At 69.1% G+C, this 23,240-nt stretch carries 26 protein-coding genes; 18 read left to right on the forward strand and 8 right to left on the reverse strand.

Annotated elements, in window-relative coordinates; genetic code table 11:
• Position 1: 1 nt before the first annotated feature.
• The gene (locus IFJ75_RS02110) at positions 2 to 910 is read right to left on the reverse strand and encodes an ABC transporter ATP-binding protein (protein WP_207870925.1); all 909 of its coding nucleotides are present in this window, start codon (positions 908 to 910) and stop codon (positions 2 to 4) included.
• Positions 911 to 1,016: 106 nt separating this feature from the next.
• On the opposite strand from IFJ75_RS02110, the gene IFJ75_RS02115 reads away from it, so the two are divergent.
• The 6 genes from IFJ75_RS02115 to bla all read left to right on the forward strand — a co-directional run bounded on the left by IFJ75_RS02115 (position 1,017) and on the right by bla (position 6,846).
• Entirely contained in the window at positions 1,017 to 2,231 is a 1,215-nt protein-coding gene (locus tag IFJ75_RS02115) for an alkaline phosphatase family protein (protein ID WP_207870926.1), read from the forward strand.
• A gap of 62 nt (positions 2,232 to 2,293) precedes the next feature.
• Positions 2,294 to 3,181 carry a CPBP family intramembrane glutamic endopeptidase gene (locus IFJ75_RS02120; protein WP_207870927.1) on the forward strand — a complete coding sequence of 296 codons (888 nt, stop codon included), beginning with the start codon at positions 2,294 to 2,296 and terminating at the stop codon, positions 3,179 to 3,181.
• Positions 3,182 to 3,215: 34 nt separating this feature from the next.
• Complete coding sequence (locus IFJ75_RS02125; protein ID WP_207870928.1) at positions 3,216 to 4,442, forward strand: TCR/Tet family MFS transporter; 1,227 nt, start codon at positions 3,216 to 3,218, stop codon at positions 4,440 to 4,442.
• Positions 4,443 to 4,529: 87 nt separating this feature from the next.
• The gene (locus IFJ75_RS02130; protein ID WP_207870929.1) at positions 4,530 to 5,903 is read left to right on the forward strand and encodes a trypsin-like peptidase domain-containing protein; all 1,374 of its coding nucleotides are present in this window, start codon (positions 4,530 to 4,532) and stop codon (positions 5,901 to 5,903) included.
• On the forward strand, positions 5,900 to 6,034 hold the full coding sequence (locus IFJ75_RS19890) for a hypothetical protein (protein ID WP_263973009.1): 135 nt from the start codon (positions 5,900 to 5,902) through the stop codon (positions 6,032 to 6,034). The genes IFJ75_RS02130 and IFJ75_RS19890 overlap by 4 nt, the downstream gene beginning before the upstream one ends.
• A gap of 47 nt (positions 6,035 to 6,081) precedes the next feature.
• Positions 6,082 to 6,846: a subclass B3 metallo-beta-lactamase gene (gene bla, locus IFJ75_RS02135; protein ID WP_207870930.1), complete on the forward strand. Its 765-nt coding sequence runs from the start codon at positions 6,082 to 6,084 to the stop codon at positions 6,844 to 6,846.
• Between the two features lies 1 nt (position 6,847).
• On the opposite strand, the gene IFJ75_RS02140 is transcribed toward bla, so the two are convergent.
• Positions 6,848 to 7,264, reverse strand: coding sequence for a VOC family protein (locus IFJ75_RS02140; RefSeq protein ID WP_207870931.1), 417 nt, complete (start codon positions 7,262 to 7,264; stop codon positions 6,848 to 6,850).
• A gap of 70 nt (positions 7,265 to 7,334) precedes the next feature.
• Between IFJ75_RS02140 and IFJ75_RS02145 the strand changes: the two genes are divergently transcribed.
• Positions 7,335 to 8,651, forward strand: coding sequence for a replication-associated recombination protein A (locus IFJ75_RS02145; protein WP_207870932.1), 1,317 nt, complete (start codon positions 7,335 to 7,337; stop codon positions 8,649 to 8,651).
• A 401-nt stretch (positions 8,652 to 9,052) separates the two neighbouring features.
• Here IFJ75_RS02145 and IFJ75_RS02150 read toward each other — a convergent pair whose 3' ends face one another.
• Positions 9,053 to 9,715: a hypothetical protein gene (locus IFJ75_RS02150; RefSeq protein ID WP_207870933.1), complete on the reverse strand. Its 663-nt coding sequence runs from the start codon at positions 9,713 to 9,715 to the stop codon at positions 9,053 to 9,055.
• Between the two features lie 192 nt (positions 9,716 to 9,907).
• On the opposite strand from IFJ75_RS02150, the gene IFJ75_RS02155 reads away from it, so the two are divergent.
• The 4 genes from IFJ75_RS02155 (at position 9,908) to IFJ75_RS02170 (ending at position 12,514) form a co-directional block, all read left to right on the forward strand.
• Complete coding sequence (locus tag IFJ75_RS02155) at positions 9,908 to 10,285, forward strand: VOC family protein (RefSeq protein WP_207870934.1); 378 nt, start codon at positions 9,908 to 9,910, stop codon at positions 10,283 to 10,285.
• Positions 10,286 to 10,554: 269 nt separating this feature from the next.
• A complete protein-coding gene (locus tag IFJ75_RS02160) occupies positions 10,555 to 10,989 on the forward strand; it encodes a hypothetical protein (protein WP_207870935.1) in 435 nt (144 codons plus the stop codon).
• Between the two features lie 231 nt (positions 10,990 to 11,220).
• Positions 11,221 to 11,964, forward strand: a complete 744-nt coding sequence (locus IFJ75_RS02165) for an RluA family pseudouridine synthase (RefSeq protein WP_207870936.1) — start codon at positions 11,221 to 11,223, stop codon at positions 11,962 to 11,964.
• Between the two features lie 58 nt (positions 11,965 to 12,022).
• On the forward strand, positions 12,023 to 12,514 hold the full coding sequence (locus IFJ75_RS02170; RefSeq protein ID WP_207870937.1) for a CC0125/CC1285 family lipoprotein: 492 nt from the start codon (positions 12,023 to 12,025) through the stop codon (positions 12,512 to 12,514).
• A 4-nt stretch (positions 12,515 to 12,518) separates the two neighbouring features.
• Here the strand turns inward: IFJ75_RS02170 and IFJ75_RS02175 are convergent, their stop codons facing one another.
• The gene (locus tag IFJ75_RS02175) at positions 12,519 to 12,725 is read right to left on the reverse strand and encodes a hypothetical protein (RefSeq protein WP_207870938.1); all 207 of its coding nucleotides are present in this window, start codon (positions 12,723 to 12,725) and stop codon (positions 12,519 to 12,521) included.
• A complete protein-coding gene (locus IFJ75_RS02180; RefSeq protein ID WP_207870939.1) occupies positions 12,726 to 13,976 on the reverse strand; it encodes a hypothetical protein in 1,251 nt (416 codons plus the stop codon).
• 207 nt (positions 13,977 to 14,183) lie between these two features.
• Here IFJ75_RS02180 and crcB point away from each other — a divergent pair, with 207 nt between their 5' ends.
• From crcB to IFJ75_RS02205, 5 genes are read left to right on the forward strand one after another with little or no spacing between them, the layout of a single operon-like run.
• On the forward strand, positions 14,184 to 14,579 hold the full coding sequence (gene crcB, locus IFJ75_RS02185; protein WP_207870940.1) for a fluoride efflux transporter CrcB: 396 nt from the start codon (positions 14,184 to 14,186) through the stop codon (positions 14,577 to 14,579).
• Positions 14,576 to 15,628 (forward strand): RluA family pseudouridine synthase, encoded by a 1,053-nt coding sequence (locus IFJ75_RS02190; RefSeq protein WP_207870941.1) that lies wholly within the window; start codon positions 14,576 to 14,578, stop codon positions 15,626 to 15,628. Before crcB ends, IFJ75_RS02190 begins: the two co-directional genes overlap by 4 nt.
• On the forward strand, positions 15,625 to 17,136 hold the full coding sequence (locus tag IFJ75_RS02195) for a 2OG-Fe(II) oxygenase family protein (protein WP_207870942.1): 1,512 nt from the start codon (positions 15,625 to 15,627) through the stop codon (positions 17,134 to 17,136). The genes IFJ75_RS02190 and IFJ75_RS02195 overlap by 4 nt, the downstream gene beginning before the upstream one ends.
• Positions 17,133 to 17,846 (forward strand): HAD-IA family hydrolase, encoded by a 714-nt coding sequence (locus tag IFJ75_RS02200; RefSeq protein ID WP_207870943.1) that lies wholly within the window; start codon positions 17,133 to 17,135, stop codon positions 17,844 to 17,846. The genes IFJ75_RS02195 and IFJ75_RS02200 overlap by 4 nt, the downstream gene beginning before the upstream one ends.
• Positions 17,843 to 18,607 carry an ATP12 family chaperone protein gene (locus tag IFJ75_RS02205; RefSeq protein WP_207870944.1) on the forward strand — a complete coding sequence of 255 codons (765 nt, stop codon included), beginning with the start codon at positions 17,843 to 17,845 and terminating at the stop codon, positions 18,605 to 18,607. The genes IFJ75_RS02200 and IFJ75_RS02205 overlap by 4 nt, the downstream gene beginning before the upstream one ends.
• Here IFJ75_RS02205 and IFJ75_RS02210 read toward each other — a convergent pair.
• Both IFJ75_RS02210 and IFJ75_RS02215 read right to left on the reverse strand, forming a co-directional pair.
• Complete coding sequence (locus IFJ75_RS02210) at positions 18,604 to 19,755, reverse strand: GNAT family N-acetyltransferase (protein WP_207932428.1); 1,152 nt, start codon at positions 19,753 to 19,755, stop codon at positions 18,604 to 18,606. The genes IFJ75_RS02205 and IFJ75_RS02210 overlap by 4 nt on opposite strands.
• Positions 19,756 to 19,757: 2 nt before the next feature.
• Positions 19,758 to 20,216 (reverse strand): RidA family protein, encoded by a 459-nt coding sequence (locus IFJ75_RS02215; RefSeq protein WP_207870945.1) that lies wholly within the window; start codon positions 20,214 to 20,216, stop codon positions 19,758 to 19,760.
• Between the two features lie 107 nt (positions 20,217 to 20,323).
• Here IFJ75_RS02215 and IFJ75_RS02220 point away from each other — a divergent pair, with 107 nt between their 5' ends.
• A complete protein-coding gene (locus tag IFJ75_RS02220; protein WP_207870946.1) occupies positions 20,324 to 21,256 on the forward strand; it encodes a hypothetical protein in 933 nt (310 codons plus the stop codon).
• A gap of 168 nt (positions 21,257 to 21,424) precedes the next feature.
• On the opposite strand, the gene IFJ75_RS02225 is transcribed toward IFJ75_RS02220, so the two are convergent.
• Positions 21,425 to 22,165, reverse strand: coding sequence for a polysaccharide deacetylase family protein (locus IFJ75_RS02225; RefSeq protein WP_207870947.1), 741 nt, complete (start codon positions 22,163 to 22,165; stop codon positions 21,425 to 21,427).
• A gap of 109 nt (positions 22,166 to 22,274) precedes the next feature.
• Here IFJ75_RS02225 and IFJ75_RS02230 point away from each other — a divergent pair, with 109 nt between their 5' ends.
• Positions 22,275 to 23,111 carry a c-type cytochrome gene (locus IFJ75_RS02230; protein ID WP_207870948.1) on the forward strand — a complete coding sequence of 279 codons (837 nt, stop codon included), beginning with the start codon at positions 22,275 to 22,277 and terminating at the stop codon, positions 23,109 to 23,111.
• The last annotated feature ends 129 nt before the right edge of the window (positions 23,112 to 23,240 follow it).

Below are 23,240 nucleotides of genomic sequence, written 5' to 3' on the forward strand. Positions count from 1 at the left end.
CTCATTGGATCGCCTCGGGGATCTGGACGGAGCCGGTTTCGGTCATGAAGACGCTTTCCAGATCGGCGCCGACCCAGCGGGCCTCGTCGATCTCCACGCCCTGTTCAATCAGGGCCTTGAGCAGGGCCGGACCCTCGGCGCGCGGGATGGCGGCGATAACGGCGTCGCCCTCCTTGGAGCCCTTGGCGCCCAGCACCTGAAGCACTTTTTCGGACGGCTTGACCGACAGGCGCAGCCGCTCGCCGCTCGTCGTCAGCTCGCTGACCGAGCCTTCGCGCACCAGCCTGCCCTTGTTCATGATGGCCACCCGGTCACAGACGCGCTGGACCTCCAGCAGCTGGTGGCTGGCCAGGACCACGGTGATGCCTTCGTGGTCCGACAGCGACCGGATCAGGGCGCGCATCTCCTGGATCCCGGGCGGATCCATGCCGCTGGTCGGTTCATCCAGAATGATCAGTTCGGGTTCGGTGATCAGGGCGATGGCCACGCCCAGCCGCTGCAGCATCCCGACCGAGAAGCCGCGCACCTTGCGGTCGGCGGCGCCGGTCAGGCCGACGCGGTCCAGCCAGGTATCCACCCGGTTGCTGTCGGCCTTGAGCCCGTGGGCCGTCGACAGCCAGACCAGCACCTGACGCGCGGTCATGAAGGGGGGGAAGCGCGGCGTCTCGATCATCGAGCCCATGCGGCGCGAGGCCTTCACATCGCCAATGGGCCCGCCCATGACGATGGCCTGGCCTTCCGTCGGCCGGATCAGGCCCAGAAGGATGCGGAACAGGGTCGATTTGCCGGCCCCGTTCGGGCCCAGCACGCCATAGACCCCGCCCCTGGGGATCTCCAGCGACAGCCCGTCGAGGGCGCGGACCGTGCCATAGGTCTTGGTCAGGGAGCGGGTTTCGATCACCGAGGTCATGGCTCAACCTTGGCCTGTAGAACACTGTCCGGCAAGCCGTCGTGACCCTGTCGCGCATTAAGCTTAGGCAATGTAGACGCCACGATACGCCAGCAGGATTCGCTCGATGTTAGCCCGCCTGATCGCCGCCCTTTCGGTCACCGTCACCCTCGTCCTGGCCGGCTGCGCCTCGATCTCGCCGGTCGACGCCGGACGCGCGGAAACGCCCCGGCCTCTGGTGATCCTGATCTCCATCGACGGCTTCCGGTACGACTATCTGACCCGCGGTGCGACCCCGACCCTCAGCGCCCTGGCCGCCGACGGCGCCACCGGCCCGATGCGTCCGTCCTTCCCCAGCCTGACCTTCCCCAACCACTACACCCTGGTCACCGGCCTGCACCCCGACCACCACGGCATCGTCGGCAACAGCTTCATCGACCCGGGAATGGGCAGGTTCACCATGGCCCGCACCGAAGAGGGCTGGTGGGATCAGGCCGAGCCGATCTGGATCTCGGCGCAGAAGGCGGGTCTGACCGCCGCCACCATGTTCTGGCCGGGCTCCGAGAGCGAGAACCACGGCCTGCGTCCGCACTACTACCGCCCCTTCGACAAGGAGGTGACCGGCGACCAGCGCGTCGATCAGCTGCTGGCCTGGCTGGACGACACGCCCCGGCCCGACCTCGGGACCCTCTATTTTGACCTGGTCGACACGGCCGGTCACGACAACGGCCCGGACGCGCCCGAGACCATGACGGCCGCCGCGAGCGTCGACGCCTCCATCGCCCGGCTGATCGAGGGGCTGAAGGCGAGGGGGCTCTACGACAACACCGTGCTGGTCGTCGTCGCCGACCACGGCATGGCCGCGACCTCGCCGGACCGGGTGGTCTATCTCGACGACTTCATCGACCCGGCGGCGGTCACCGTCCTCTACGGCAGCGCCGTTCCCTATCTGCAGCCGGTCGAAGGCCGCGAAGCCGAGGCGGAGGCCGCCTTGGTAGGGCGTCATCCGCATCTCGAATGCTGGAGGAAGGCCGACATCCCGGCCCGCTTCGTTCTGGGCTCTAACCCGCGCGTCCCGCCCATTGTCTGCTCGGCCGAGGTCGGCTGGGTGTTCGCGACCCGCGCCCGGCCCCTGCGCCGGGCCGGCGGCGCCCACGGCTATGACAACCAGGCGCCCGAGATGGCCGCTCTGTTCATCGCCCACGGCCCGGGGGTCGCCCACGGCCGCACGCTCCGAAACCTCGACAGTGTCGATGTCCAGCCCCTGCTGGGCCGGCTGCTGGGCATCCCGGTCCCGCCCGGCGACGGCCGCCTGGCCGACAGCGGTAAGGCATTGCAATAGCGTAACTTGCCTTCGCGAACGCCGCCGTCTCTGATGGCGATCTGTAACGGGGGACTACGATCATGGCATTCGAAAGCTGGGGCGCGCCGGTCGCGCTGGGGGATCGCCGCGTCCTGCATCCGGGCATGCTGCGCTGGCTGCGCGCGCTCGGCTGGATGGTGCTGGTCGGCTTCCTCTGCGTCCTGTCGTTCGGCGTGCCCTATTCGACGCTAGACCATTTCCTGCCCGACAGCGGGCCGATCGACGTCGCCTCCAATCTGGTCTGCGCGGTCATCGCGCTCGGCGTCTACACCGGACTGGTCTGGTTTGGAGAGGCGAGGGCGCCGGCCGAACTGGCGCTCAAGGCGGCGCTGCCGGGCCTGTTCTGCGGGTTGGTGATCGGCGCCCTGATGTTCGCCGCGGTCATGGGGATCATGTCGGTCTTCGGCTTCTACGACATCGTCGTCACCGGCCCGGCCCCGGCATGGAAGTCCGTTGGCAGCGCGATCGAGTCGGGCGTGCTGGAAGAGCTGCTGCTGCGCGCCGTCATCCTGCGTCTGGTCTGGCGCGCCTTCGGGCCGTGGATCGCCTTCGCCGCCTCGGCGGTCCTGTTCGGCGGCGGCCATCTCGGCAATCCCAACGCCTCGATGTTCGCGGCCGTCTGCATCGCGGTCGAGGCGGGGATCATGCTGGCGGCCTTCTACGCCCTGACCGGACGACTGTGGGTCTCCGTCGGCGTCCACGCGGCCTGGAACTTCACCCAGGGCTATCTGTTCGGAGCCGCCGTTTCGGGCACGGACTTCGGCCCCTCCATCGCCCGCAGCACAGCCCGTCCGGGCGTTGCCGAATACCTGACCGGCGGCGCTTTCGGCCCCGAGGCCTCGCTCCCGGCCCTGTTCGTCGGAGCTTTGGTGGGGGCGGGCGTGCTCTGGATGGCGTGGAAGGCGGGCCGGTTCAGCAAGCTGACGTGACGGCGTTACGATCCCCGGCTAAACCCCGGGCGCAATGACACTCTTCGCCCGCTCCCATCAGGCCGCCATCGGCTTCATCTTCGTGACCGCCGTCCTCGACGTGGTGGCCATGGGGATCATCATTCCGGTCCTGCCGACCCTGATCGAGCAGTTCGTCGGCTCCAACGCCCAGGCCGGGATCATCAACGGGATCTTCGTCGCCCTGTGGGCCGGGATGCAGTTCCTGGCCTCGCCGGTGATCGGCTCCATCTCGGACCAGTACGGCCGCCGCCCGGTCATCCTGCTCAGCTGCATCGGCCTGGCCTGCGACTATGTGCTGATGGCCGTGGCGCCGAACCTCTGGTGGCTGGCGCTCGGGCGGATGATCGCCGGCGTCACCTCGTCCAGCTTCACCACCATCTTCGCCTATATGGCCGATGTCACACCGCCCGAGAAACGCGCCCGCGCCTATGGTCTGGTCGGGGCGGCCTTCTCCGGCGGCTTCGTGCTCGGCCCCGTTCTGGGCGGCTTCCTCGGCGAGTTCGGACCGCGTGTGCCCTTCTGGGCCGCCGCCTGCATGTCGGGCGTCGCCTTCCTCTATGGCCTGATCGTCCTGCCCGAGAGCCTCGCGCCCGAGAAGCGGATGAAGTTCAGCTGGCGTCGCGCCAACCCGGTCGGGGCCATGGTCCTGCTGCTGCGCCATCCGGAGCTTTCGGGCCTGTCGATCGTCAACTTCCTGCTCTACTTCGCCCACCACGTCTTCTCGGCCGTGTTCGTGCTCTACGCCGCCTACCGCTACGGCTGGGGTCCGCGCGAGGTCGGCTTCCTGCTGGCCCTGGTGGGCGCGATGGACATGCTGGTCCAGGGTCTGCTGACCGGCTGGATCGTGAAGAAGATCGGCGACCGCGCCGCCCTCATCTTCGGCCTGACCGCGGGCGCCGTCGGCCTCGCCCTCATGGGCTGGGCGCCGACCGGCTGGCTGTTCGTCGCCGCCATGCTGCCCAACGCCCTGTGGGGCCTGGCCATGCCGACGCTTCAGGCCCTGATGACCGCCCGCGTGTCCGAGAGCGAACAGGGGCAGCTCCAGGGCGCCAACTCCAGCGTCGGCTCCATCGCCGGCGTCGTCTCGCCGATCTTCTTCGGCTGGGTCTATTCGATGACGGTCGTCTCCCTGCCGGGCGCGGCCTTCTACATCGGCGGGGCGGTGCTGCTGGCGGCGGCGATCATCGGCTGGATCGTGGCCCGCAAGGCCGAACGCGCGGAACAGACCGCCGAGGTCTGACGCTTGAGGGGTCGAACCTTGACCGCCATCATCCCGCCGAAAAGGCGGAGAGAAATGCCGCAGATGACGCCTGCCCGGAAAGCCTTGATGAAATCTTCCTCTCTCGCCCTCGCCGCCGTCCTGTCCCTCGGCGTCGCCGGCGCCGTTCAGGCCCAGGATGGGGTCTTCGCCGAGCCCAACGCCCGCGCCGTGCCCGCCGACGCCCTGTCGATGAAGGCCGGCTTCGCCCCCGTGGTGCGCCGCGCCGCCCCGGCGGTGGTCAATATCTCGGCCCGCTCGGTCCAGCAGGTCGATCCCTTCTTCCAGATGTTCCGCGGCATGCCGGCCCAGCGCATGGCTGAGTCGGCCGGCTCCGGCGTCATCGTCCGCGCCGACGGCATCGTGGTCACCAACAACCACGTCATCGAGGGGGCGCAACAGATCCGCGTTGTCCTCAACGACCGCCGCGAATACCCCGCCCACGTCCTCCTCGCCGACGAGCGCGCCGACGTTGCGGTGCTCCAGCTCGAGGGCGTCACCGAACAGCTGCCGACGCTTCCCATCGACGACCGCGAGGAACAGCAGGTCGGCGATCTGGTCCTGGCCATCGGCAACCCCTTCGGCGTCGGCCAGACGGTGACCAACGGCATCATTTCGGCCCTGAACCGCACCGAGACCGGCATCTCGGATTCCGGCTCCTTCATCCAGACCGACGCGGCCATCAATCCGGGCAACTCCGGCGGGCCTCTGGTCGACATGGACGGAGAGGTGATCGGCATCAACACCGCCATCTTCTCGCGCTCGGGCTCCTCGTCCGGCGTCGGCTTCGCCATCCCGGCCTCAATGGTGAAGCGGGTCATCGCCAGCGCCGTCGGCGGCGCCACCAGCGTCGTCCGCCCCTGGCTGGGGGTGAAGGGCGAGGGCGTCTCGGCCGACATCGCCCGCAGTCTCGGCATGGACCGGCCCGTGGGCCTCGTCGTCACCCAGGTCTGGTCGTCCGGCCCCGGCGACCGCGCCGGCATCCAGGAGGGCGATGTGATCACCTCCGTCGCCGGTCAGGAGGTCAACGACCAGGGCGGGCTGAACTTCCGCGTCGGCACCCACAATCCCAACGACACCGTCTCCGTCGGCCTGCTGCGCGACGGCCGCCCGATGACGGTCAACGCCCGTGTCTCGGCCCTCCCGGGCGAGGCCGGCGCCGATCAGGGCACGCTGATCGCCCGAGGCCCGCTGGCCGGGCTGAAGGTCGCGGCCCTGACCCCGGCCCTCGCCGACAGTCTCGGCGGCGATCCCTTCCTCAAGGGCGTCATCGTCACCGGCTATGGCGAAGGCGTTCGCAATCGCGGGATCCGGCGCGGCGACTTCCTGCGCGCCGTCAACGGCGACGCCATCAACTCCGTCGCCGACGTCCAGGCCATCACTGGCCCCACCCAGCTGACCATCGAACGCAACGGCCAGCGCATCACCGGCGTGATCCGTTGAGCCGTCTCGCCTCCGGCGTCCTGACGCTCGCCGCCGCCCTCGCCACGATCGGCTGCAGCGGAGCCGAACCGGCCGCGGCCCAATCCGCCGCCGCCCCGTACCGGCCCCCGCACCTGCCGACGATCCCCTGACCCGGCCCCTGAAGGCCAACCCCGACTGGCTGGTCCCCCAGACCCCGGTGAAGATCTTCGGCAATACGTATTTCGTCGGCACGCAGGGGCTCAGTATTGCCCTGATCGACACGGGGCAGGGCCTGATCCTGATCGACGGCGCCGTGCCCCAGGCCGTCGGCGACATCGAGGCCAATATCGCCCGCCTCGGCTTCCGCATCCAGGATGTCCGCTACATCCTGAACACCGAGGCCCATTTTGACCATTCGGGCGGGATCGCCGCCCTGGCCCGCGACAGCGGCGCGACGGTGATTGCCGCCCCGGCGGGCGCCGAGGCCCTGCGCGCCGGCAAGGTGCTGGAAGCCGACCCGCAGGCGGCCCATATCGAGGCCTTCCCCGCCATCCCGACCGCGCGCCCTCTCGGCGACGGCCAGACCCTGACCCTCGGCGACGTGACCGTCACCGCCGTCCATACGCCTGGCCACACGCCCGGCAGCGCCAGCTGGACCTGGTCGTCGTGCGAGGCCGGCGTCTGCCACAGCGTCGTCTTCGCCTCGAGCCTCAACGCCGTCGCTGCCACGCCCTTCACCTATGCTGGCCATCCCGAGGCGACGCAGGCCCTGCGCGCCTCGATCGCGAGGGTCGAGGGGCTGGACTGCGACATCCTGATCTCGGCCCATCCCAACAATTCTGGGGGTATCGAAAAGCTGGCGGGCCGGGTGGCGAACGCGACGCCTAACCCCTTCATCGACCCCAATGCCTGCAAGACCTATGGCGCGCGGGCGCGCGGCATTCTCGACCAGCGTCTGGCGACCGAAACGGCCGCCCGCTGACCTAAGCCTTGATCGGCGATCCGATCGACCAGGTATGGCCGAACGGGTCCTTCACCTGCCCATAGCGATCGCCCCAGAACTGGTCCGACAGCGGGAAGATCGGCACGGCCCCCGCGACCACCGCCCGGTTCCACCATTCGTCGGCGTCATCGACCTGCAGGTGGATGGTCACCGAGGCCGGGACCACATCGACCTCTCCGCCCATCTCCGGAAACTCGTCCGACAGCATCACGCTGCCGCCGTTGATCTGCAGGTGGGAGTGAACCAGCCGCTCGCCGTCCTCGGCCACCATCCGCCGGACCTCCACCGCCCCGAAGGCGCGGGCATAGAAGTCCACCGCCGCCATCCCGCCGCGCGAGGCGATGCTCAGATAGGGGGTGACCCCCGTGAGCGGGGGCGGCGCCTTGGTCTGGTCCATGGGAAGTCTCCGGTGGCTTGTCCCCACTCTAACGCGTGAAAACGACAGTCGAAACGCCTACATAGGCGCCATGTCCGACCTGTTCGAAGCCTCCGGCGTCCTGCCGCCTGATGCGCCCCTCGCCGACCGCCTGCGCCCCCGCACCCTCGATGAGGTCGTGGGTCAGGACCATCTGCTGGGCGAGGGCGGGCCTATCCGCCGGATGATCGAGGCGGGCCGTTTGGGCTCCATGATCCTCTGGGGGCCGCCCGGCACCGGCAAGACCACCATCGCCCGCCTGCTGGCGAAGGCGGCGGGGTACGAGTTCCAGCAGATCTCGGCCGTCTTCTCCGGCGTCGCCGACCTGAAGAAGGCGTTCGAACAGGCGAAGATGCGTCGCCTCGCCGGCCAGTCGACGCTTCTGTTCGTCGACGAGATCCACCGTTTCAACCGCGCCCAGCAGGACGGCTTCCTGCCCTTCGTGGAGGAGGGGGTCGTCACCCTCGTCGGCGCCACGACCGAGAACCCCTCGTTCGAGCTGAACGGAGCCCTGCTGTCCCGCTCCCAGGTCTATGTGCTCAAGCGGCTGGACGACGCCGCCCTCGACCAGCTTCTGGTCCGGGCCGAGGCGCATGAGGACAAGGCCCTGCCCCTGACGCCCGAGGCGCGCCACGCCCTCCTGGCCCTGGCCGACGGCGACGGCCGCTACCTCCTGACCATGACCGAGGTGCTGTTCGCCCTGCCGGAAGAGACTCCCCTCGACGTCCAGGGTCTGGCCGCCATCCTCCAGCGCCGCGCCCCGGCCTACGACAAGAGCCGCGAGGAGCACTACAACCTCATCTCCGCCCTGCATAAGTCGGTGCGCGGCTCCGACCCCGACGCCGCCCTCTACTGGCTGGCGCGGATGCTGAACGGCGGCGAGGACCCCCTCTATCTGGCCCGCCGTATCGTCCGCATGGCGGTCGAGGACATCGGCGAGGCCGACCCCCTGTCCATCATGGTCGCCAATGCCGCCAAGGACACCTACGACTTTCTCGGCAGCCCCGAGGGTGAACTGGCTCTCGCCCAGGCGGTGGTCCACCTCTCGACCGCGCCCAAGTCGGTCGGCGTCTATGAGGCCTTCAAGGCGGCCAAGCGCGCCGCCGCCGAGACCGGCTCCCTCATGCCCCCCGCCCACATCCGCAACGCCCCGACCAAGCTCATGAAGCAACTCGGCTACGGCAAGGGCTACCAGTACGACCCCGACACCGAGGAAGGTTTCTCCGGCGCCAACTTCTTCCCCGACGAGATGGAACGCCGCACCTTTTACAAGCCGAAAGGCGAGGGGCACGAAGAGAAGATCAAGGCGAGACTGGAGCGCTGGGCCGCGATGCGGGCGCGGATACAGGCGGAGGGGCGGGGGGAGTGAAGTTGATCCCGCCGGGCTCGAGCGTTACGGACATTGAGACGGTCTCCTCCCTGTCGGCGGAGCCGATGGGGAGGTGGCGCGGCGCTCCTTCAGCGCCGTGACGGAGGGGGCGACACCGCATCGACCGCAGAATTCCCTTACCTTCACCGCTTCCTCGCCTGCTCCGTCTCCTCGCCGAAGAGTTTCGGAGCCACCTCGACGGCGTCCCCAGCGGCGACCGGGGAGGAGACAGAAGGGAAGGTCCGCCTTTCATCCCTGACGGTCATGCGGAGCGTCCGCTATCCGGAAAGGTGCGATTGTCGGGTCTCGACCCATTGCGGACATTTAGGCAATTTGTATGGGCGCCCCATCCTTGGTCAATGAGGACGCCGCTATGTCTCGCTACACGCTTCAGCGCTGGTTTAATCCACTGGCGGTGGCGGTGGCGGTGGCGGTGGTGGTGATGTGACGATGCCCGTTGCTGCAGTGCCTGTGGGCTTCGGGCTCGGCTCCTCGTCACGAACCGTCCCACCCGATGCTGTGATGGATGGCAGAGTAGGGCTTGTCGATGCCACTAGGCTTCCCGTCACTGGAACCATGGTTGCTGTATCGCGGATGAGCTGTTGAGTGAGCAACGCGGCTTGAGACTGGCTTATCGCACCGTTGGCCTCAAGCTGGCATATATAGAACATGCCTATATCGAGAAATGCCGTTCGCTCTGTAGTCGTCGAAAGCGATGCGGCAGCTTCTCGATAGGCTGCCGCGAGTTGAATGGCTGCTGCCTCGTCTCCCTTGTCGGCCGCGGTACGAGCGGCTTTCGAAAGGTCGATAAGCGACGATGGCGCGGATGCACTTCCCCCAAAACTCGATGTCCGCGTCGTCATGGCCCTCTGCATGCAGACTTCGCCGTTCCTCGTGATCATCCCGGCGTTGACGTCGTTCGACCAAACGAAAAGCGAGCCAATGGTTTGGTGTTGCTGATCGGCAAGTGAGATCAGACTTCGGCTTCCGTATTTGGGGATGGTGTCGCATGCGCTGAGTACGCCTGTTGCAACGACAGCAGCCACAATCACGAGTCGATTCATCGCACCCTCCAAGGTCGTTCAAGAGAGCTATGACAACGGAAAGTTAGTCAAGAACAATGTTACCCGAATCTTGAGAAGAAGGGGCTAGAGGGTGCGATAAGGTTGCTCATTGGCGCGGCCAACATCCGCTTCCCACCCTTAGCTGACGCTCAGACAGTCAGCTTTCCGCCATCATCCGCGTAGAACCCGGAAATGAACCTCAACCACGTCACCGTCGAGGTCGCGGATATCCCGCGCAGCCGCGCCTTCTACCAGCGGCTCGGCCTGACCTTGATCGTCTCCGCCGACCACTATGCGCGGTTCGCCTGTCCCGAAGACGATGAGGGCAGGGCGACCTTCTCCATCCATCGGGCCGAGGCGGTCACGCCGAACGGGCCCGGGATCTATTTCGAATGTCCCGACCTCGACGCCCGCTTCGGGGCGCTTCAGGCGGCGGGCGTCGCCTTCGACAGCGGTCCCGTCGACCAGAGCTGGCTGTGGCGCGAGGCCTGGCTGCGCGACCCCGACGGCCATCGGCTCTGCCTCTATGTCGCGGGCGACAACCGCCTCGATCCGCCGTGGAAGGTCTAGCTCTCTCTTCCTTTCTTTCGTCATCCTGCGGCAAGCGGCGCAGCCGCGCAGACCGGGGGACCCAGCGGCGCGCGGGAGCGCGAACCTGTCACGCACACCCACCTTCCGACCTCGCGGTTGAACAGATCGCCTTCGGCGCCGCCGGGTCCCCCGGTCGCTCCTGCGGAGCGCCGGAGGATGACGAAAGATCGCACCCCTGAGTGATCGCTGTTCATTGTCGCCATCCCCGCTTGCTGTCAGGCTGGCCGCAAATCCTGGGGAGGAAGACAATGGCTGAAGCCAGAAAAACACCGTGGCATCTGTGGCTTGTGGGCGTGCTGGGCCTGTTCTGGAACGGCTTCGGGGCGACCGACTTCGCCATGAGCATGATCCAGGGCGACGCCTGGTACCGCATGAACAGGATGACCGAGGCCCAGATCGCGGCCATGCACGCCTATCCGGCCTGGATGTATGTCGTCTGGTTCGCCGGCACCTGGGGCGCGCTGATCGGCACGGGGCTGCTGCTGTTCCGCAGCCGCTTCGCCGTCCACGCCTTCGCCGTGTCGCTGCTCGGCTTCCTGATGAGCCTCGTCTACGGCTACTTCATTTCGCCGGACAAGACGGCCGCCCACGGGATGGAGATCATGCACGGCGTCATCTTCGCCGGCTGCCTCTTCTTCCTCTGGTACGCCTGGACCATGGCGAAGAAGGGTGTCCTGCGCTGAAATCCATCGCACCCTGAGAGTGCAAAATTTCTTGGGCCAAGTGTCTGAAAGAAAAGGCTTTGCACTTTTGCACTCTGTTTTTCCGAGTGCAGGCGAGGTCAGGGTTCATCAGTCACGGCGTCTGAACTTCCGGCCCTAAGTGCCCGATATCAAGGAATATATATTCCTTTTAGATCGGCGTCGGCCCCGTCACGGGCTGACGCCGCCCTCGTCATCGGCTAGGGACCGGGGGTGAGAACCCGCCCGCCCCCCGTCCTGACGCCTGAGGAGACCGCCGCCGTGCGGTCCTGGGTCATCCATGAGGACGCCCATGTCATCGCCATCAACAAGCCCGGCGGCCTGACCAGCCAGGGCGGGGTGAAGCACGCCCACACCCTGGACGACCTGCTCTGGGCCTTCGCCCGGTCGAACGGCAAGCGGCCCGAGCTGGTCCACCGGCTGGACCGCGACACCTCCGGCGTCATCCTGTCGGCGAAGACCAAGCCGGCCGCCGGCTTCCTCGGCAAGGCCATCCAGGCCCGCAAGCTGACCAAGACCTATCTGGCCCTGGTCTCCGAGCCGCCCCAGCCGCCGTCCGGCCGCATCGAGACGCCCCTGCTGCGGGTCGAGGTCGGGCGCGAGAGCTGGATGAAGGTCGCCGACCTCGAGACCCCCGGCGCCCAGGCCTCCCAGAGCCGCTACCGCACCCTGGCCTCGTCCGAGGACGGCGCCTTGGTGGAACTGGAGCCCTTCACCGGCCGCATGCACCAGCTGCGGGTCCATATGGCCTCCATCGGCCGGCCCCTGATCGGCGACGTCAAGTACGGCGGGGCCCTGACGGCGGCGGGCCGGGCCGCGCCGCGCCTGATGCTCCATGCCGTCTCGCTGGACTTCCCCCACCCCGAGGGCGGCCGCATGACGATCTCGGCCCCGCCGCCCGAGGACTTCCGCGCCCTCGCCGAGGCAATGGGTGTCGCCAAAGGCCTGCCTTCCTAAGGGCTTGCGGGAACGATCCGGTTGCGGTGACGCTCTCCCTTCAAAGGGAGACCCGCTCATGAAGCGCCTGATCACCATCGCCCTCGTGGCCTCGACCGCGGCCCTCGCGGCCTGCGCCAGCCTCGCCCCCTACGGCCCCCAGCGCGGCCCGGGCGGGCAGGGCTTCGCGGAACAGCGGATCGAGAGCGACCGCTACCGCGTCACCTACAACGGCGTCGGCGCCCCCGGCCCGGTCGCCGACCGCGCCCTGCTGCGCGCCGCCCAGCTGACCACCGATCAGGGCTATGACTGGTTCGAGGTGACCCAGCGCTACATCGACGGCCGCCCCGACAGCGCGGGCGGCGTTCGACCCACGGTCGGCGTCGGCTTCGGCTCGTCCAACTACGGCGGTTGGCGCACGTCCGGGAGCAGTGTCGGCGTCGGCCTGAACTTCAGCGGTCCGTCCCCGACCTCGACCACGCTGGAGGTCCGCCTCGGCCGGGGCCAGCGCCCCGACCGCCCGGAGGCCTATGACGCCCGCGAGATCCAGCGCTCGCTGCGCCCGGGCTGAGGCGTCAACCGGGCTTCAGCCAGTTCGACGCGGACATCAGGAGCGAGCCGGCGACCAGACACGCAAACATGACCCATGCCCCTCGCACTTGCAGGACGGGCTGGGCCGGGAAGCGGCGGGCGCTGCGTACGCTCATGACGACGAAGGTCGCACCGGCCGTCAGCAGCAGGACGAGCCCGATTGCGGCGGTGATCTGACTGACAACGTACACCTACCGCCCCCGCGTCAGCGCCCGGTACTCGACCAGCCGTTCCTTGTCGCGGCGGACCTGATCGGCGACGGCGTCGTCGACGTCCAGCGAGGCGTAGCGGACCCAGCCCTCGACGCCCAGCTTGCCCTGGATCGCCGCCGTCGGCGTGGCCCACAGGAAGTAGGACAGGGTGCTGACCGCGCCGCCCAGCAGGATGGCCAGGACCTGCAGGCCCCGGAACCAGCCGGCCTCGACGGGCGCGGGCTCGAACAGGAAGACGGCGAGCCACAGGATGAAGACCAGCGGCGTCACGAACCGGGCGAACCAGCGCATCCAGTAGCGCTCGCGCCGCACCCGCCACAGCTCCATCTGGACGTACTTCTCGAGGTACTCCATTCGCGCGGCCAGCCACATGGTCAGACGCGTCAGATAGTGGGACCGACGCCCCCAGCCCTTGCCGTCCATCTGGTACTGGGTCTCGGCCTGGTCGGCCATGGCGCGGGCGGAGGTGAACAAATTCTGCAGCTCCCGCGTCCGCTGCACGATCTCGCGCGACAGCTCGTAGGAGTCGTTCTCGAGCCGGAACCGGTACTGGATGAACAGCACCTGCTGGACGCCGAACCAGAGGCCGACGGCGACCAGCATGGCGCCCGCGGCGATGGCCGCGCCGGAGATCAGCGAGCCCGTCCACTGGCTGAACCAGGTCGGGCCCAGCGTCGCCAGCAGGGCGAAGCCGATCAGGGCCAGCAGCTGGCACAGCCGCTTGGTGCCGACGTGGACGCACAGGGCCCGGAAGACGCGGCGGCCATAGGCGTGGATGTGCGAGCGCAGGTCCTCGTCGACCGGGAACCGCTCCTCGATCTGGCGGGCGAACAGGACGTGGAACCGGTCCGGCTTCCCCTCCGTCTCCCAGAAGGGGAAGATGTCCAGCGGCTGGTTGAAGTAGGCGTTGATGTGGGACGACACCGCCATGATCGTCGCCGGGTCGCTGGAGAAGACCTCCGCGTCCTGGATCGGGCGCATGATGCCGTCGGCGGCGCGCAGGGTGCTCGGATGGTCGGGCGTGGCCTGGGGCACGGGGCGATCCGGGTTCACCGCGGCGCCCGGAGGCGGCGCGTCCGTCGGCTGGATATAGCCCTGGGGGTCCGCCACGCGCGTCGGCTCGTTCACCGGCGGATGGGCCGTCACAGGCTCCAGCTCGAACGGCGACGGCGGATAGGGATCGCCGCCCGTTCCTGGGCCGTTCGGTCCTTGCGGGTGGTCGTTCGACATGGCCAATCCGGTCCCCTCAGTCAGCCTGACATCGTGGCAGAGATCGCGGCCTCGTTGGACGACGTTCTCTCGCGGCGCGAACTGCCCGCCGCCCAGCTATCACCGTTAACCGGTACGGTTAGCAAGTGACGTTTCGTTCAGACAGACAGAGGCTTCGCGGCCATCGGCCCTTCGCAAGCGGGCCGGTCAGGGTATAAGCCCCGCATCATGACACGCTTCCTTCTCGTCGCCATCGGCGGAGCGCTCGGCTCCGTGGCGCGCTACGGCGTCGGACTGGCCGCGGGACGACTCTTCCCCGGCGCGGCCTGGCCTTACGGCACACTGACCGTCAATCTCGTCGGCGGCCTCGTCATGGGCCTTGTCGTCGGCTGGCTGGCCGCGCGCGGCGGGGCGAGCCAAGAGAGCGTGCGCGTCTTCGCCGCCGTGGGCGTGCTAGGCGGCTTCACCACCTTCTCGGCCTTCTCGCTGGAGACGGCCCTGCTGATCGAGCGCCGCCAGCTCGGTCTCGCCGCCGCCTATGTCGCCGTGTCGGTGGTCTGCGCCATCGCCGCCGTCTTCCTGGGCCTGATGATCGCCCGTCGCGCCTTCGGAGCCGCCGCATGACCTACGACCCCAGCGACGACGCCTCCGCCGCGCCCGCACCCAAAGGCCCCGTCGGCACCGGCGAGGCCCAGATCCACTATGTCGCCGAGGCCGAGGACGGCATCCGGCTGGACCGCTGGTTCCGCCGGCGCTGGCCCCATCTGTCCAACATCCAGGTGCAGAAGATGGCCCGCGGGGGGCAGATCCGCGTCGACGGCGCCCGCATCAAGCCCGAAGGCCGCCTGACCGCCGGCGCCGCCGTGCGCGTGCCCCCGATCCCCGAGCCCATCGTCCGCGCGCCTGGGGAGCATATGCCGCTGACGCCCGCCGACATCGCCTTCGCGAAGTCCTTGGTCATCTATGAGGACGACCTCGTCATCGCCCTGAACAAGCCGCACGGCCTCGCGGTGCAGGGCGGCACCAAGACCACGCGCCACGTCGACCGGCTGCTGTCGGCCTGGGGCGAGGGGATGGACCGGCCGCGTCTGGTCCACCGTCTGGACCGCGACACCTCGGGCGTCCTGCTGCTCGGCAAGGGACCGGAGGCGGCCAAGCGTCTGGCCGGCGCCTTCGCCCGGCGGCAGGCCAAAAAGACCTACTGGGCTATCGTCCTGGGCATGCCCAAGCCCTCGGCGGGCCAGATCGACATGCCGCTCAAGAAGTCGGGCATCAACGACTTCGAGATCATGCGCCCGGCCGACCGCAAGGAGAACGGCGCCGAGCCGGCCGAGACGGCCTTCGCCCTGATCAGCCACGCGGGTCAGCGCGCCTCGTGGATGGCCCTGCGCCCCTTCACCGGCCGGACCCACCAGCTGCGCGCCCATATGAAGGGCATCGGCCATCCGATCCTGGGCGATCCGAAGTACGGCGACGAGCGCTCCAACGAACTGTCGGGACCGCTGAAGCTGCAGCTCCACGCCCGCCGCATCGAGCTGGACCATCCGTCCGGCGGCAAGCTGATCGTCGAGGCGCCGATCAGCCCCGAGCTGCGCGCCGGCTTCCAGCATTTCGGCTTCGAGGAGAGCGAGGGCGACTACGACCCGTTCGAAGGGGTGAAGCGCATCCGATGAGCGACGCCCAGATCGGGGGAGGCCTGTCAGCACCGGACCGCGCCGCGCGTGCGCGCGACCTCGCGGTGGCGGGCGACGTGCCGGCGGCCATCGCCCTGCTGCAGGCCGCCCCCGCCGATCAGGTCCCTGCTCATCGCAACATGCTGGCCCAGCTGCTGGTCGCCGCCGAGCGTCACGAGGAGGCCCTGGCCATCCGCATCGCCCAGGCCGAGGCCGAACCCGGCGTCGCCGCCCATCAGCACAATGTCGCGGCCCGGCTGGGCGACATGGGTCGCGCCGCGGAGGCCGAGGCCGCCGCCCGCCGCGCCTTCGCTTTGGGTGGCGATGCGCCCGAGACCTGGCTGGTCCTCGCCCGCGCCCTGCAGGGGCAGGACCGCCATGACGAGGCCGAGGCCGCCTTCGCCGAGACGCTGAAGCGGCGGCCCGACTATCTCGACGCCCTGATCGACCAGTCCCAGCTGATCTGGATGCGGACCGGCGACGCCGGGCGGGCGCGGGCCTCGCTGAACGCCGCCATCGACCGCGCGCCCAACCGCCCCGACCTCTATGCCGCCCGCGCGAAGCTGGACCGCTTCGCCGGCGCCGCGCCTCGGGCCATCCACCGGGACCTGATCGCCTCGCCCGTCGCCGCCTCGGCCCTGATCCAGCGTTCCGCGGCCCACGCCGCCCTCGGCTTCGACCGCGACCAGGCCCTGGCCCACGCCCGCGCCGCCCTGGCCCAGACGCCGAACGACCCGGCGGCGATCCAGCAGCTGGTCGAGATCCATCTGGCCCGCAACGAGCCTGCCGCAGCCCTGGCCATCCTCGACCCTCTGCTGGAGCAGCGGCCGACGGATCAGCAGGCCATCGCCTTCCGCCACACGGCCTGGCGGCTGGCCGGCGATCCCCGCGCCCTGACCGCCGACGACTATGCGGAGCTGGTCGCCGGCCAGACCATCGACACCCCGCCCGGCTGGCCGACGCTGGAGGCCTATCTGGCCGATCTGGCTTCGGCCCTGGCCCCGCTGCACGCCCTGACCGAACATCCGGTGGGCCAGAGCCTGAGGCACGGGACCCAGACCAGCGTGGACCTGCGCCACAGCGACGATCCGGCCATCCGCGCCTTCTTTACCGCCATCGACGGCCCCATCCGCCGACATATGGCCCGGCTGGGGCAGGGCAGCGATCCGCTGCGCAGCCGCAACACCGGCGACTATCGGCTGGCCGGCTGCTGGTCCGTGCGGCTGCGGCCCGGCGGCTTCCATACGCCCCACTTCCATTCGAAGGGCTGGCTGTCCTCGGCCTGCCATATCGCACTGCCGTCGGCGGTCGAGGGTGAGGGCCGCGAGGGCTGGCTGGCCTTCGGGGCACCCGCCTTCGAAGGGGTTCAGCCCCTGCCGCCCGACCATTATGAGAAGCCCGAGCCGGGCCGGCTGGTTCTGTTCCCCTCGTGGATGTGGCACGGCACCGTGCCGTTCGGCGGGACCGAGCCCCGACTGACCATCGCCTTTGACGTCGTACCCGCATGACCCCACACCCCGCTCTCCAGCCCCCCCTTCTCCAGCCCTTGGCCATCTTCGACGTCGACGGCACCCTCGTGGACAGCCGCGCCTCCATCTTCGAGGCGGCGACCGAGGCGTCGCGCGCGCTCGGCCTGCCCGACCCCGCCTATGACCGGGTGCGCCAGATCGTGGGTCTGAGCCTGCCCGACGCCATGCAGGCGCTGGAGCCGTCCCTGACCGACGCAGAGCTGGCCGACTTCGTCGCGGCCTTCCAGGCCAGTTTCCGCCGAATGTTCGAGGCGGGCCACGAGGAGCCGCTCTACGACGGCGCCATGGACCTGCTGCACCGGCTGAAGGCCGAGGGCTGGCGGCTGTCGATGGCCACCGGTCAGAACCGGCGCGGCGTGGCCCGCAACATGGGCCGCCCGGGCTGGGCCGAGCTGTTCGCCTCGACGCACTGCGCCGAGGACGGCCCCGGCAAGCCCGACCCGGCCATGCTGCTGGCTTCGATGGCCGCCTGCGAGGGCGCGCCCTCGACCGCCATCATGATCGGCGACACAGCCCACGACGCGACCATGGCCGCCAATGCCGGGATCGCCGCCGTCGGCGTCGGCTGGGGCTTCCACACCGTCGAGGAGCAGCGGGCGGCGGGCGTGCGCCACGTCGCCGTGGACTTCGCCGACCTCTACGCCCATCTGACCGCCTTCGCCGCCGAACGTCTCGAGACCACCCGATGAGCCATATCCCGCCGCTGGACCCCATGGTCGCCGCCCGCAAGGGCTTCCGCGAGTCCGAGGAGCGGCTGAAGCGCTTCTGGAAGACGGCCGACGTCGTCGCTGAAGGCGGCGGCTGGAAGCTGGTGCTGGACGGCCGCGCGCCCAAGACCCCGGCCCATGCCGTCTTCGTCCTGCCGACCGAAGCGGCAGCCCGACTGGTCGCCGACGAATGGGCCGCCCAGGGCGAGTTCATCGAGCCGGGGACCATGCCCGCCACGCGCCTCGCCGCCACCGCCATCGACCGGGTCAGCCAGACCCGCGAGCCGGTCGCGGATGAGATCGCCGCTTACGCCGGCTCCGACGCCCTCTGCTACCTCGCCGAACATCCCAGCGGGCTGGTGGCCGAACAGACAAGGGTCTGGGGGCCCTGGCGCGACTGGGCGGCGTCGGAACTGGGCGTTGTCCTTACCCCGACCGAGGGGATCATCCACCGCGAACAGGACCCGGCGTCGATCGCCCGGGTGCGGGAACTGGCGCTGGAAGCCGACGACTTCGCCCTGACGGCGCTGGCGACCGCCGTGCCCCTGCTGGGCTCGGCGGTGCTGGGTCTGGCCGTGATGCGCGGCGCCCTTACCGGCGAGGCCGCCTTCGACCTCAGCCGCCTCGACGAGGACTATCAGGAGCGCCAGTGGGGCGTCGACGCCGACAACGCCGAACGGACGGCGCTGCGCCGCGCCGAGGCGGTGCTGGTGGACCGGTGGTTCCGCGCGCTGGAGGGCTAGCTGCTCTTGTAAGGCGACAGCTCCCGCGTCATCGCCTCGATCTCCGCCGCCATGCCCGGCCGTTCCTGATCCAGATACCTGGCCACCGGGACCCTGAGCGCCTTGTCGGCGATGTAGTGGGCTGAATAGACCGGGGAGGGCAGATAGCCGCGCGCGATCTTGTGGTCCCCTTGCGCCCCCGCCTCGACCCGCGACAGGCCGCGCGCGATGGCGAACTGGATGGCGGCGTAGTAGCAGAGCTCGAAGTGGAGGAAGGGCACATCCTCCAGCGTGCCCCACTGACGGCCGTACAGGGCGTCGCGGCCGATGAAGTTGAGCGCCCCAGCGATCGGCGTGTCGCCTCTGAACGCCATCACCAGCGCGATCTTGTCGGCCATGGTCTGGCCGATCAGGGCGAAGAACTCCCGCGTCAGATAGGGCCGGCCCCACTTCCTCGATCCCGTGTCCATGTAGAAGGCGAAGAAGGCGTCCCAGTGGGCCCCGGTGATCTCCGCCCCGGTCAGGACGCGGATGTCGAGGCCCTCGCGGGCGTCGCGGCGCTCGCGGCGGATGGTCTTGCGCCGGTTGGACGACAGGGCGGCGAGGAAGTCGTCGAAGGTCTGGTAGCCGTCGTTGCGCCAGATGAACTGCATGTCCTGCCGCAGCAGCAGCCCCATCTCCCCCATCGCCAGCCACTCGGCCTCGGTCGGGAAGTTGACGTGCAGGGACGAGACCCCGGTCTGGCCGGTCAGGCCGAGCGCCCCCTGGAGCAGGGCCTGCCGCACGGTCGCGGCGTCCGTGCCCGGCGCATGCAGGAAGCGCGGCCCGGTCGCGGGGGTGAAGGGCACGGCGCCCAGCAGCTTGGGATAGTAGCGCCCGCCGGCCCGCTCATAGGCGTCGGCCCATGAGTGGTCGAAGACGTATTCGCCCTGGCTGTTGCCCTTCAGATAGAGGGGCATGACGCCCAGCACGTCGTCGTGGTCGTCCCTCAGGCTCAGGTGACGCGGCGCCCAGCCCTGACGCGGCGCGGCGCTGTCGGAGGCCTCGCAGGCATGCAGGAAGTCGTAGCTGATGAAGGGATCGCCGGTCAGGCCGGCGCAGGCGTCCCAGGCCTCGCGACCGATGGCCGCGAGGCTGTCATGGACGTGGATCGTACAGTTCGACGTCAGGCTCAGCGGACTTCCACGATGGCGTCGACTTCAACGGCGAAGCCCAGCGGCAGCTGGTAGACGCCGACGGCCGAGCGGGCGTGTTTGCCGGCGTCGCCGAAGACCTCGACCATCAGGTCCGAGCAACCGTTGATGACGGCGGGGATGGCGGAGAAGCCCGGTCCGGCCTGGACGAAGCCGCCCAGCTTCACGATGCGCACCACGCGCTCCAGATCGCCGTCCACGGCGGCCTTGATCTGGGCGATCAGGTTGATGGCGCACAGACGGGCGGCGGCGGCGGCCTGTTCCGGGGTCACGTCGACGCCGACGGTGCCCTTGATCCCGCCCGAGGCGTCGTTGGACAGCTGGCCCGAGATATGGACCAGATTGCCCGACTGGACGAAGGAGACATAGCTGGCGACCGGCTTGGCGGGCTCGGGCAGGGTGATGCCGAGTTCGGCGATACGGGCGGCGACGGTCATGCGGAATGCTCCTTCAGCTTTGCGCGGGGTTTAGCGCGCCCGGCCGCCCTGCGCCAACCCGGCGGGAGCTTAAAGGTTCGCCAACCGGCGTGTGCCATGCTGGGCTCATGGAAACGCTCTCGCCTGCTCAAGTCGCGGCCTTCAAGGCCATCCGTGACCGCCTCGGCGCCGAAGAGCGCGCGGTGGTCGACATCGCTTCGGTCGAGGCGGTCTATTCGGCCCGGGCCTCGGCCAGCCACTGGAATTTCGACCTTCCGGCCCACGCCGCCGACGAGGCGCTTGGAGAAGGCGCGACCGACGCCCTGCGGCGCGCCCTGGTCGCCACCTGGGCGCTGGAGCTGCCGGGGCGGGTCAAGGAGGCGGATCTGCCGCCCGAGGTGCTGCAATTCTATCCCTTCTGGCTCGACAAGCTGGCCGCCTTCCTGACCGAAGCCGCCGAGACGGGCGCCGACTACGACCGCGACCACTGGGCCAAGGACGTGCGCTTCTCGCTGGTGCTCAGCGTGCCGGGCGCGAAGACCCAGACCATCGACCTGTCGTCCCCGATGGGGCCGGGTCAGGTGGTCCGCAACGGCCGCGACGGCTACGGCTGGAGCCAGCTGATCGCCTATGTGAAGGCGCAGGGCTGGAAGAAGCCCTGGCTGGAGGTTCACACCGAGAGCCGCCACACCGATGACTTCTCCGAGTCCGGCTGGGATCAGGCCTGGGCCTCCGCCGCCGCCATCTGCAAGCGCCGGCCCGAGCTGGCCGGGATGATCGGCTCGAGCTGGTTCTATGATCCGCCGCTGGAGATGATCAGCCCGCGCATGGCCTATCTGCGCCTCAACCCGCTGAAAGGCGGCGCCTTCATCATCCATCAGGGGCCGGGCCAGATCCATTCCGACCGCGCCGGCGCGACGTCGCCGACCCGCCGTGGGATGATCGAGAAGGGTGAGTACCTGCCGCGCTCCTGGCTCGTCGCCTGGCCGAAATCGACGTTGATCCCCTGGGCCGACAAGCGCGCCGCCAGCATGGTCGAGGCGGAGAAGGAAGCGGCGTAGAACCCCTCTCCCAGAGGGAGAGGGAGGGGCCCGCTGACGAAGTCAGTGGGAGGGTGAGGGGTTCTGCCCTGACCGGTGAGCGACTGAACCCCTCACCCTTTCGCGCGAAGTCCGATCGCTGCGCTCTCGGGCGCTCAAGCCCTCTCCCTATGGGAGAGGGTGATCAGGTCAGGCCGCCACCCGCTCCCACGCCGCGGCGACCGGCAGGATCTCCAGATCGGCGGCCTTGGCCAGGCGGATGACGCGGTCGAGGTCGTCGGGGGTGCAGCCGTAGGGGGTGGGCGCATCCATGACGTCGTGGCCGTAGGCGATCATCCAGCCCTTGTCCTCGGCCGTCTTCGCCATCATCGCTTCGAGGTCGTAGCCGGGGATGCGGCGGCTCTCCAGACCGATGGCCTGAAGGTTGGCGCGGTCGGCCTTGCCCGCATTGATGCCGTCGCGCACGCCGCGTCCGCACAGGAAGCGGCTGTCGACCACGGCCTTGGAGGCCAGGGCCGCGTCGCCGAACGGATAGGCGAAGGTGCGCATGACGTATCCGTCCAGCCGCTCGGCGACCCAGGCGGCGTTGCGGGCGAAGCTGGCGTCCAGCTCCGCCGGCGACAGGGTCAGGGTCGAGACATGCTCATAGGTGTGGCAGCCGACCTCGTGCCCGGCCGCGTGCAGGGCCTGAAGGTCATCGGTCGAGAACTGGGGCAGGTCGAGGTTTGAACCATCCGACAGGCCGCCGCAGACATAGTAGGTGGCCGTGATCCCGTGCTCGGCCAGGATCGGCCCGGCCTCGGTCCAGGCGGTGCGCGGAATGTCGTCGAACGACAGGCTGAAGACGCCGCGTTCGGGCGCGATCCGCACGGGTCGGACGTCGAGGTAACGGCCGGCGCGGCGGCGCATCTTGTCGATGAAGGCGGACATGAAAGAGACCCTGACACATCGCCGTTAAGGGGCGTTGAACGGCGCAAAGCCGTCGGTCTGGTCAAGTGACGGCATATCGGTGATCATCGTTCGGTCAGGAGGGCGGCCGATGCTGAAGTTTGTCAGGTGGGGGCTTGTCGCCCTGGTGGGACTGATGGTCCTGGCCTTCGCTGTCATCTATGGCGGCAGCGAGATCATCATCCGCTCCAAACCCGAAACACCCATGCCGACCATCGTGGCGGCCAGCGATCCCGGGGCGGTGGCGCGGGGCGCCTATATTGGCCGCGTATCGGGCTGCGACGGCTGTCATGAGCGGAACCTGCAGGGCGGCCCGTGGGGCGGCGACTTCTGGCAGGGCTCAGTCTACACGGCCAACCTGACGCGGGTCGTGCCCCACTATACTGACAGCCAGCTGGCGCGGGCGATCCGGTCGGGCGTGCGCGCCGACGGCACCCAGCTTTGGGCCATGCCGTCCGAGACCTGGACGACGATGACCGACGCCGAGGTCGCCGATGTCATCGCCTGGCTGCGCACTCATTCGCCCGCCGGACCTGATCGGCCGCGCGAGACCTTCGGACCTCTCGGACGGCTGAACATCCTGCTGGGCCGGGCGAAGTCGACCCCGGCCTGGGTCGCCGACGCCAAAGCCCATCCTGCGGTGGAGGTGGGGCCGCAGTTCGCGCGTGGCCGCCATCTGGCCGTGACGGTCTGCGGCGAGTGCCACAACTCGGACCTCAAGGGGCGGGAAGGGGGCGCGCCGGACCTGCTGATCGCGGCGTCCTACGACCTGCCCGGCTTCACGAAGCTGTTGCGCACCGGCGTCGCCATGGACGGCAAGGAGAAGGGGCTGATGTCCGAGGTCTCGAAGGCCAACTTCAGCGCCTTCACCGAGGCGGACATCGCGGCCTTGCATGCCTATCTGACCGCGCGGGCGGAGAAACAATAACACCGCTCATCCCGGCGAATGCCGGGATCCAGATTCACATGCGGTGTCTGAAGTTCGGATCGTCGGCGGCCTTGCGGCGAACACGGTGTCTGGATCTGGATCCCGGCATTCGCCGGGATGAGCGGTGAG

Source organism: Brevundimonas goettingensis (assembly GCF_017487405.1).
Classification (GTDB): Bacteria; Pseudomonadota; Alphaproteobacteria; order Caulobacterales; family Caulobacteraceae; genus Brevundimonas; species Brevundimonas goettingensis.